The sequence below is a fragment of the Eudoraea sp. genome, assembly GCF_049665975.1.
Classification (GTDB): Bacteria; Bacteroidota; Bacteroidia; order Flavobacteriales; family Flavobacteriaceae; genus Eudoraea.
This window is the reverse complement of the sequence record NZ_JBATGR010000401.1, coordinates 1-11,489: the sequence shown is the minus strand read 5'-3', so window position 1 is coordinate 11,489 and position 11,489 is coordinate 1. Positions and strand designations below refer to the sequence as shown.

Here is an 11,489-nt window from a genome sequence, read left to right as displayed (position 1 = left end):
CCCCGTTTTTAGGAATAGCAACAATTGTTTCCGTACTGCCATTATTATCAAAATCTGAATAGAACATCTTCAAGGGGAAGTCTTCAGACGCCCTGAACTTATTATTTACTCCCCAATTTCCCAGCAGATAATCCTTGTCACCATCCATATCAATATCAAAAACCGTTATACTTTGCCAAAGACCATTTATTTCCTTGTTTAAACTTTTCTTTTCAACAAGTACACCATTGATATTTGCAAAAAATCTGGGAGACATCCATTCACCTACAACAATCAGATCCTTGATTCCATCCCCGTCAAAATCTTCCCATATTGCATCGGTAATCATCCCTGCATTTTCTAATTCTTCATTACTTTCTTTGGTGAATTTACCATTGTCATTTTTTAATAAATAAGACAGTGGAATTTTACCAAAGTCATTGGACACAACCTGATTGCCAATAAAAATGTCAAGGTCCCCATCATTATCAAAGTCGTTAACCTCTACTACAGAAGCATTCTCAAAATATTGAGGTAGAGCAACGGGTTCAAAAACGGAATCATTTTGAACATAATAGCTATCCAGCAACGGAGCCATTTTGTTGTAGAAATCAGCACCGCCGGAACCCAGGAATAAATCAGATTTGCCATTTGAAGTAAAATCGGCAATTACGGCTGCTACATCTTCTTTTATACTATCTCTGTAAATTTCAGGGATTATTTCTTCTACATACAATGAGTCTGTTTGAATGAAGATTCTTGAAGGAAAAAATTTGGATCCTCCAAAGAAAATATCCGCTTTACCATCATTATTAATATCTCCTATAGCTGTTGCCGGGCCCCTATCGGAAATCTGATAAGGGATAAGTTTTTGTCTGTTAAAATCCACATAATTATCTTCCTTATGCGTAAAGTTGATCCCAAGATTGTTTTCTACCTTCCTAAAGATTCTGTGCTTAGCAGGCTGAAGTGATCGATAATCAAATGGCATGGTATTTTCAGGCGAAATACTTAAGGTTTGATTTGTATTTATGTTTTTTATATTTTGAAATTGCCCATCAGGCCAGACTATTTTTATAGAATCAACCTTTGCGGTCTTGCCATAACCAAAATGGATTATAGGTTCAGAAGATGATTGAAATCCACGGATGGGATATAATTCCTTATACTGCAAAATACCATTGTGATATGAAAATACTTTAGTTCCAATTCCATATGAATTGAGTGGAGAATATTTTAACTTAATTTTCAGGTAGTTAGAATTTCCATTGGTTTTATTGATATATAAACTGGCAGGGCTATTTATATTATTGGTAACAAGATCCAGATCTCCGTCATTATCAAAATCCGCTACCGCGGTAGCCCCTGAAATAAGTGTATCATTAACAATCCATGACCCTGATTTGTCTTCGAATAAAAGATCAGATGTTCCTTTAAATACGTAGTTATGTACATTAGCCGAAGGCATCATATTAAGAGCCTGTTGGTCTACTAGTTTTGTGTTATTAATCTTTTTCTTAATCTGGTCGTTGGAGGCAAAATTGATAAAATCGAGATCATTGGGACGTTTTGGGATACCGTTAGAGATAAATAAGTCCTGTTCTCCGTCCTGGTCATAATCTCCAAAAAGGCCACTCCAACTCCAGTCCGTGGCAGCAATACCACTGTACAATGCTACTTCTGCGAAGCTACTTCCAGGTTGATTTAAATGCAGCATATTTCTTGTAAACTGGTAGTGGTAGCCAAACTTCTCAATTCTTAATTTCTGCGTTTGAATATTGTCATCGCCTTCTGAAGATTTAAGAACGGTTTCATCTTCGGGGAGCATATCTAAAGACAGAATATCGGGCCATCCGTCATGATTAATATCTGCTACATCAGTACCCATAGAGAATCTTGTGGTATGCCCGAAATACTTCTTTATGCCTTCTGTGAAGGTTCCGTCTCCATTGTTTAAGTAATAGTAATCATCTTCATGAAAATCATTGCCCACATAGATATCGGGGTATCCATCCTGATTAAAATCTGAAACAGCAACTCCCAGACCATATCCATTGACACCTCCAAAGATTCCGGCCTCTTCGCTAACATCGAGGAATTTTCCATTTTCGTTTCGAAGTAGCTTGTCTCCGGTTTGGTAATTTCTTTTTAACCGAAGATCAGCCTTTCCAAAAGATTCCTGAGTATGAACAGCATGATTTAGAAGATAGATATCTAAATCACCATCCAGATCATAGTCTAAAAAGGTAGCCGAAGAACTATAAGAATCAAAATCAAGACCATATTCTGAAGCACTTTCTATAAAAGTAGAATCTCCCTGATTAATAAAAAGTTCGTTATAACCATCAAAACCGTTAATTCCAACCACAGCACATACATAGATGTCCAATAGGCCGTCACCATTCACATCACCCATTACAGATCCGGTATTCCAACTGCTATTTCCCGCTACACCTGCTAATTCTGTAATATCTTCAAATTTAAGACCTCCCTTGTTCAGATAGAGTTTATTCCGGACCATGTTTCCGGAGAAGAAGATATCTGTAAGACCATCATTGTTTATGTCTCCAACGGCAACGCCTCCGCCATTATAGAAATACAAATAATCCAATATGTTAAGATCGTCTGTTTCCGTGAGTACATTTTCAAAGGATAAGCCTGTTTCCCTGGCAGCGGGATTGTAAAATAACTCACCTTCCCGGGAAGTGCAACCTATCAATACTAAAGCTAAAAGAAAACCTATCAGGGATCTATTCATTGAGTTCAAATATCTTAGGTTTTTTCTCATTGATTGCAACTATAATAAAGGTCCTTCCTGTTTTATCCTTAAACTGCTTCAAATGCTTAATCTCATCTCTTATATAAAAACCACTGGTATCATAGTCCTGCCATTCAAAACCTAAAGATCCGTCACCTAGGAGAACATTACCATAATTGGCATCTAGTCTTGAATATTGCGGCTTAAATTCAAAATTATTACCTCCCATGATTAGATCTAAATTACCATCGTTATTTACATCCGTACATGTAATACCGCAAATACAGGACAATTGGCTCCTTGAAGGAAGTTTTATTACCGTAAAATTCCCATCACCTTCATTAACTGCTATTATGGATTCTGAGATGACAGATTTCTTCATGATGGAGTTATCGAAAATTTCTTTTGGGAATAATTCAGATATGGTTTTTTTGGAATATTCGGAGGCCTTTAGGTTTTGCTTTTTTAAGGCCACCATTTGTGTGGTTAAATCCTTTTTCTGGTGGTGAGGATAATCCTTGCCATCAAAATTTTGTGTTACGATTTGTTCAATGGTACCATTGTCATCAAAATCATTAATCCACATTTTCATAGGCCTGTCTTTAGCGGGCCTATAGTGCAGGTTGCCTCCCTGGTTGCCTAAGATAAGATCGTTATCCCCATCTTTGTCTATATCCACCGCTTCAACAACGTTCCACCATCCATGAAGGCTATCGAGTGCAGAAGATTGAAGGTTTAATCGTCGCCCGGAATTTTTAAAGATCTTTGGAGAACCCCAATCTGAAACCGTTATCAGGTCTTTTTTCGAATCACCATCCATATCTGCCCAAGTGGCATCTGTAATCATTCCTGCATCTTTAAGGCCATAAGCACTTCTCTCAGTCGCATTTACAAAAGTACCATCACCTTTATTTTCTAATAACAAATGATCGGGATCAATTCCATAAGTACCAACAATGCTTCTGGAGCCTATAAAAAGATCAATATAGCTATCATTGTTATAGTCAAAAGGAGCTATAGTTGAAATATTTGAAAAAGTTGAAGGAAGTCTTTCTTCCGACTTTACAAAAGTGCCATTGCCGTTGTTTAAATAAAGGCGTGCCCTATAGTCTTTTTCTTCCCCAACCTGATTGCCCCCAGAACCTACAATAAGATCTAAATCCGAATCCCCGTCTGCATCAAAAAAAGCTGCTGCAGTATCTTCATATTCCGCGTCTTTTGCCAGCGAACTTTGATTTGTAATACTTAATGCGCCATTTCCATTATGTTTGTAGATTATCCCGGATTGACTTTTTGCCCCTCCTATAAAGACATCCTCGTTGCCATCGCCATCAACATCACCAACGGCAAGTGCAGGCCCCTCCTGTGAAAGTTGCTTGTAAATAAGACCCTCATAATCAAAATCATTATAGACATTTTCTTTATGGGTAATAAGTTGATTATTTGTGATCTCTTTTAATAATGAAGGTTTCTTCGTTTTTGCTAAGGGCGTATACACCTCTTTCGCATTAGAATGTTTTAGGGTAAGGAATTGATTGGGCGAAATGTCTACTAACTTTTCTGTTCTGTCATCCGGCCAGATAACTCTCAAAGAATCAATGCTTTTAGATGCTCCTAATCCAATAGTCATTACATGATCCATAGAAGATTGAAAACCTCTGGAAGGGATTAATTCCTGCAGGATTATATTTTGGTCATAGTAAAGCATTACTGTTGTTCCAACAGCAAATTTATTTTCTTTTGTTCCCTCGAACTGAAGTTTAATAAAGTTGTTTTTTGTTAGTGAAGTTGCATTGTTTTCATAAACAAAAGATTCCATATTCACATTATTGACTACGATATCCAGGTCTCCATCATTATCAAGATCTCCATAAGCAGCGCCATTAGATAAGCTAGGTATTTCAAAGCCCCAATCTTTATTGGCATTGGAAAATGTAAGATCGCCATTGTTTTTGTAGGCGTAATTTGGTTGTGGTCTAATAGGCATTTTGTTAATTATGGAATCTACAGATTCTTTTTTGCCTGTAAGAACCATTTTCTGAATGATTTCATTGGCAAAAAAATCGTTAAAGTCCAGATCCGTAAGATCGTGATTCATGCCGTTTGTAATATAAATATCTCTTAACCCGTCATTGTCCATGTCAAAAAGAAGTCCGGCCCAACTCCAATCTGTTGCATCAACCCCGCTGAAATAGGCTATTTCTGAAAAGGATCCATTTCCATTGTTTAGCTGTAGCGTGTTTTGAATGTATTGCTGGTAAAAGTCCTTACTTTGTTTTAATTTATAAATGTTGTAACCTTCAAATTCCATTACCGATTTTACCCGCTGATCCGGTTCCGGCAGCATATCAGTAATAAAAATATCTGCATTACCGTCATTATTAATATCGGAAATATCAATACCCATAGCAGATAAGGAGAGGTGGGAAGTCCAATCTTTGATCTCTTCATTAAAAGTACCATCCTGATTGTTAATGTAAAGATAATCGCGTTCATAAAAATCATTAGACACGTAGATATCCGGATACAGGTCTTTATTGATATCTGTAATCATTACCCCGAGACCAAATCCAATCAGACTTCCATATATGCCGGCATCTTCACTAACGTCAACAAATTTTCCATTGTCATTCCTTAAAAGCATATCCCCAACACCCTTAAAAATATCGGGAACTCCTTCCCAGTCCTGAGCTCTGACTTCTCTTTGTTCTGCATATCCCAAACTACTTACAGGAATGTTACTATTGTTAAGGATATATGCATCCAGGTCCCCATCTTTATCATAATCAAAGAAAGAAGCATGCGTAGAAAACCCTGTTTTAGCTAAATTATACTCTGAGGCCATTTCTGTAAAAGTAAGGTCGCCGTTGTTTATATAGAGGTCATTATCATGATTATTTGCCTTCATATTGCCGGCATTGCTCACGTAGATATCAAGTAATCCATCCTGGTTTATATCAACCATAACAACTCCCGTAGACCATGGTTTTGATCCTTCTACTCCGGCATTTTCTGATATGTCTTCAAATTTCAACCCCCCTTTATTCAGGTAAAGTTTGTTAGAAACCATATTGCCTGTCATATAAATATCGGCCAATCCATCATTGTTTATATCTCCTATCGCAACACCTCCACCATTATAGAAATTTCTATACTTAAAGATGTTGAAGTTTTTTTGGTTTTCAACTTTGTTTAGAAAATCAATACCTGTTTGTTCCGAAGGCAGAAGTGTAAAAAGCGTTAGGGGTTTATCAGTATCGTCTTTAGAACTTTCCTTTTCAGAGTTACACGATATGGTTATTGCAAGTAAAAGTATAAGGCCTGCTATTTTTTTTAATCCCGATATCATCATATTGTTTATTCGTTATTTTTTTCCAAAATAATAGGAGAATCATTATTAATGGTTACGATGTAGTAGTCTCTTCCTGCTATGGTTATATTTTTAAGATCTCTTGCCGGCCCGGGAACATCAAAATTCTGTTTGTTAATCTTTACAAAACCCCCTTTTTGATCATTTTGCAAAATTACGCCATGTAGGGCATCCATCCTACCCAATTGGGTGCTAATTTCATAATTATTACCTACAATTAAGATATCTTGAAACCCATCTTTGTTGAAGTCCTCTACAGCTATTGCGTTTATAGTCGAGGACTGCGCAATAAGAGGTAATGGCTTCTTTTTAAATGTACCGTTACCATCGTTTTCAAAATAACTACTAGCCAATTCGTATGCCTTCAATTTGCTGGCCTTATTTAACTTGTTAGCAGAAAAAAGATCTTGCAGGCTTGCCTTTGAGAAGTTCTTATAAGAAAGGTATTCTTTATTTAAATAAGGCATTTGTTTTACCAACTCATCCTTGGAAGCAAAGGGCGTCTCTATATCTTTGTGAAAGTAGGTAACGATAGGATCTACAGTACCGTTTTCATCAAAATCATAGCTGTAGAGTGAAACAGGTTTTAGTTTGGAGGCCTTTAACTTACTATTCAGACCCCAATTACCACAGATCAGATCGGTGTCTCCATCATTATCAAAATCTTCGGCTACAATCGTGTTCCACCATCCATTCGTATAATCCAGTCCGTTGTTTTTTCGTAATTCAAATTTGCCTCCATTGTTCATAAAAACAGTTACTGGCATCCAGTAACCAATGGTTATTAAGTCCTGATATCCATTGCCATCAATATCTACCCAAGTCAAGTCCTTAACAAGCCCAATATTTTGAAATTCCGGAGCTATTTCTGCAGTTACTTCATCAAAAGTACCTTTGCCATTATTTTCAAACAAATATTGTTTTGGGATACTGCCAAATGCCTGAGGAACCTGATCTGAAGCTATTGTAATATCCAAATCCCCATCGTTATCAAAATCTGCAGCCGAGACCACTGAAGCATTAATTTCAACACTAAGAAATGCCAAAGTATCTTTTTTAAAAACCCCCTTAGTGTTTATGTAGAGTCGGGGTTGAATGGGTTTTCCTGTTTTGAATTCGTTTCCTCCACTAACTATCAATAAATCATCATAATGATCTCCATTGGCATCAAAAAAGACATGCGACACATCTTCACTTAGGGCATCCGGCTCAAAAACCGGATCCTGAACTCTGATAAATTTACCTATACTATCCTGTAAAAAGAGGGCGGATGCCTGCCCTTTACCACCACCAATAAAAAAATCGTCTTTAGAATCTTTGTTAATATCGCATACAGAAATAGAAGGACCTTCATTTGTATTTGCAAAGGGCACTAGTGGATCACGATTGAATTCAATACTAGTTGGATCTTTATGGGTAAAATTCATCCTTTCGGGCACATTAGCAAGGAAAGTTTTTATACTTGATTTGGAATTTTTATAAAAATTTCCTTTGGCAAAACCAGCATCAAATACCAGATTCTGATTTGATTTAACAGATCTTAAGGTCTGGAATTTACCATTAGGCCATATTAGATTTACAGAATCTATTAGGGTGTCCTGCCCAATGCCCAAATGCATAGTATTAGAAACTGCTGATAAATATCCTTTGGTTACAAAATTTTCCTGTTTCAATATTCCATTGGATGTATAAGCCAGCACTTTAGCGCCAATTCCAAATCTATTTTTCTTATCTCCCTTTAAAGAGATCTTGATGAAATTATTGTTTGTAGTTTTCCGGGACTTATTTTCAAGAAGGTAGGCTTCTTCATTTAGGTTGTTCACAACAAGGTCCAAATCCCCATCATTGTCCAAATCTGCGTAAACGGCCCCATTACTGAATGAAGCTTCTTCATGATACCATTCTTTGGTAACATTTTTAAAAGAAAGATTTTTGTTATTATTAAACAGATAGTTGGCAACTTTTTTTTCAGGTATTTCCTTAATAAAAGCCATATCTGTTTCTGTCATTCCTGCACTTATCCTTTTTTGTATATTCTCATTGGCTATGAAACTAATAAAATCCATATCATTGGTAGCACCTTTAATGCCATTGGATATGAATAAATCTTTAAAACCATCGTTGTCATAGTCTGCGGCAAGTACACCCCAGGACCATTCTGTCGCAGAAATTTCAGATAGGTTTGCTATTTCACTGAAATTTTCAGCACCGAGGTTCAGGTGTAAGGTGTTTTGCATATACTGCGGGGCATATCCATTTTTCAGATAGTATTGGTAGGTTGGATATGAATATTCTAATCCAGATGTTTTATAAGTTTCCAAATCTTCCGGAAGCATATCTAATGAAAGGATATCGGTAAGTCCATCGTTATTCAGGTCTGCCAGATCGTTACCCATTGAGTAATGCGTAGTATGTCCCAAGTGCCTGTTATCCGAGGAAATAAGTTCTTTAAAAGTTCCATCGCTTTGGTTTATATATAAATAATCATTTTCAAAAAAATCATTGCCTACATAAATATCAGGATATCCATCATCATTTATGTCACTAACTCCGAGTCCTAAACCATATCCAATTTTACCCTGGAAAATACCAGCTTCTTTTGAAACATCTTTATACATTCCATCGTCATTCCTATAGAGCCGATCCCCGGCAAGTGAGTCTATTTCTGAACGTTGCGATCCCTTACCGTAAGTTCTGTTTGGATGCACGGAATGATTTAAAAGATACATATCCAGATCCCCATCCAGATCATAATCGAGAAATGCAGCTTGAGTTGAAAGGCCACTAAAATCCAGGCCATAGGAAGATGCTTCTTCACTAAATTTTGGAATACCTTTATCATTAACGCCCTTGTTTATAAAGAGTAAGTTTCTGCCCTTCATACCCCGGTAACTACTTACTTTACAAACATAAATATCCAGTAACCCGTCATGGTTAATATCTACATGTGTAGCGCCTGTCGTCCAGTTTCCGGGATTATTAATATTAGCAACCTTGGTGACATCTTCAAATTTTAACCCTCCTTTGTTAATGTACAGTTTATCTTCACTCTGATTGGCCGTAAAATAAAGATCTACGAGGCCATCATTATTAAAATCGGCCGAAACGACCCCGGCTCCATTGTAATAATACAGATAGTTAAGAATATTAAGTTCAGGGGTAGCTATTAGCTGGTTTTTAAAATAAATTCCGGAATGAGCAGAGGTAACTTTGTTAAACAGTTTTTTCTTCTTTTCGTTACAAGCACCTAATAGTAGAATTACGCTTAAAGAAAGTCCTAATATCCTTTTCATTTATGCTCCAAAATTGGACGGCAAGATAATGAAACTAGCAGAAATAGGGATGTTTTACTAGTTAATGTTTACCCTATTAAAAGCGAATAATTAAACATTCCAGGGAGTTAGAGGTGTACTAAAAATTAAAAAAAAGAGTCGAATAGTTTCGACTCTTTAAAAAATATTTTACAATTTAAAATTTTAATTAATTCCAAAACAGGGCATAAATGGTGGCAATGATGATCATGGCCGCGAAGGCGCCTATATTGAATTTGGCACTTGTCTTGAACAGTTCTTTTGAAAGCGGAATACCTTTTGGATCATCTTTGCCCTTATTTTGATTAAGACTTACCAATACTATAACCAACATGGTAAGTAGCGTTGTGTATCCCATCTGGTCCAGAAATGGAACATTTACAAAAATGGGGCTGTCAGACCAACCGCCAGGTGCTATTTTAAAATAGAAAGCTATAGGTATAGACACCAAGGCTCCAACAATAGCTGCCCTATTGGTTGTTTTCTTCCAGAATAAACCTAGCATAAATACGGCCAAAATCCCAGGGCTGACCAATCCGGTCCATTCCTGTATAAACTGGAATGCCTGATCTATTCCTCCCAAAAGAGGGGCCATTATGCCAGCAATAATAAGCGCAGCGCCTGCTGAAAGACGACCCACATTCACTGTTTTCTTGTCAGAGGCATTTTTATCAATATACTGCTTATAAATATCCATGGTAAAAATGGTGGATGTAGAATTTAACATAGACGCCAGGGAAGACACAATAGCAGCTGCCAAAGCCGCAAAAGCGACTCCTTTAAGTCCGGTTGGTAAAAATTGTAATAGCCATGGATATGCTTTATCTGCTTGTTCAAGGGAAGGTAGATTTTGCTGCCCGATTTCCCCAAGACGATTCATAATCTCGGCATCATGTATCATCACATAAGCGGCAATGCCGGGGACAACCACAATAACAGGAATAACTATTTTTAAAAAGGCAGCCAGAATAATTCCCTTTTGCGCTTCTCTTAAAGACTTAGCGGCCAATGTTCTCTGAATAATATATTGGTTAAAACCCCAATAATATAAGTTAGCCACCCACAGACCACCAACAAGAACCCCCAATCCTGGCAGATTAGCATATTCGGGATTGGACTTATCCAGTATCATGACAAATTTCTCAGGGACAGTTTCGTAAACTATTTTCATGCCTTCCAGTACTCCCTGCCCGTCGGAGACTGTATTTAACGCCAAGTACGATGTAACTAAACCTCCAAAGACCAGAAAGATAACCTGAATCACATCTGTCCATGCAACAGCAGAAAGGCCTCCGTATAAGGAATATGCTGCCGCAAATAATGACAGTCCAATTACACCATAAACCATAGGAATTCCCATTATGGTTTCCAATGCCAGTGAGCCTAAATACAATACAGAAGCAAGGTTTACAAAAACATAAAGAGCTATCCAGAATACTGCTAATATTGTTTTTAAATTTGTAGAATACCTTTTCTCAACAAATTCCGGGATGGTATAAAGACCTTTCTCAATAAAAATTGGCAGGAAAAATTTACCAACGATAAGTAAGGTTATTGCTGCCATCCATTCATAGGAAGCAATTGCCAAGCCCACTGCAAATCCTGAACCAGACATCCCGATAAATTGTTCTGCTGAAATATTGGCTGCGATCAGGGAGGCTCCAATGGCCCACCAGGGTAACGATTTACTTGCCAGAAAATAATCTTCTGCATTCTTCTGATGCCCTTTTTTATCTCTGGAGACCCATAAACCTACCCCTAAAATCAGGAAGGCATAGGCAATAAAAATAAAATAATCCCAAAATCCGAAAGATGATGTCATAATTAGTTTGGTTGGTTGCTAGTTTATTGTCAGCTAATTATTCAATTTAGGTAAAATTCTCCTTTAATTAAAAAATTGACCTGAATATTATTGGCTTTTAACTTTACGTCTAAAGGTATTGATTAATTATATTTTCAAATAATTCCTGTTTACCACTTTGTAATTCTAATTCACCATTAGATTTTGCAATATCGTAAAGATCATTCAGATCTAAGTTTCCAAGTTCAAAATCCTTCCCTTTGCCTGAAT

Annotated in this window: 4 protein-coding genes and 1 pseudogene; all 5 read right to left on the bottom strand. The window is 36.9% G+C overall.

What is annotated here, in order from left to right; genetic code table 11:
• On the bottom strand, positions 1 to 2,737 hold a 2,737-nt coding region (locus tag WBN20_RS13410), incomplete at its 3' end, for a VCBS repeat-containing protein (RefSeq protein ID WP_424282062.1).
• The gene (locus tag WBN20_RS13405) at positions 2,730 to 6,089 is read right to left on the bottom strand and encodes a VCBS repeat-containing protein (protein ID WP_424282061.1); all 3,360 of its coding nucleotides are present in this window, start codon (positions 6,087 to 6,089) and stop codon (positions 2,730 to 2,732) included. The genes WBN20_RS13410 and WBN20_RS13405, both read right to left, overlap by 8 nt.
• A 5-nt stretch (positions 6,090 to 6,094) precedes the next feature.
• Positions 6,095 to 9,400: a VCBS repeat-containing protein gene (locus WBN20_RS13400; protein ID WP_424282060.1), complete on the bottom strand. Its 3,306-nt coding sequence runs from the start codon at positions 9,398 to 9,400 to the stop codon at positions 6,095 to 6,097.
• Between the two features lie 187 nt (positions 9,401 to 9,587).
• On the bottom strand, positions 9,588 to 11,240 hold the full coding sequence (locus WBN20_RS13395) for a sodium/sugar symporter (RefSeq protein ID WP_424282059.1): 1,653 nt from the start codon (positions 11,238 to 11,240) through the stop codon (positions 9,588 to 9,590).
• A 109-nt stretch (positions 11,241 to 11,349) separates the two neighbouring features.
• Positions 11,350 to 11,489: pseudogene (locus tag WBN20_RS13390) on the bottom strand (xylose isomerase); the annotation flags it as partial.

Bases quoted from the DNA above. Each gene is read 5' to 3' on its own strand.
- WBN20_RS13405 (WP_424282061.1), bottom strand. From the start codon at position 6,089: ATGATGATATCGGGATTAAAAAAAATAGCAGGCCTTATACTTTTACTT.
- WBN20_RS13400 (WP_424282060.1), bottom strand. From the start codon at position 9,400: ATGAAAAGGATATTAGGACTTTCTTTAAGCGTAATTCTACTATTAGGT.
- WBN20_RS13395 (WP_424282059.1), bottom strand. From the start codon at position 11,240: ATGACATCATCTTTCGGATTTTGGGATTATTTTATTTTTATTGCCTAT.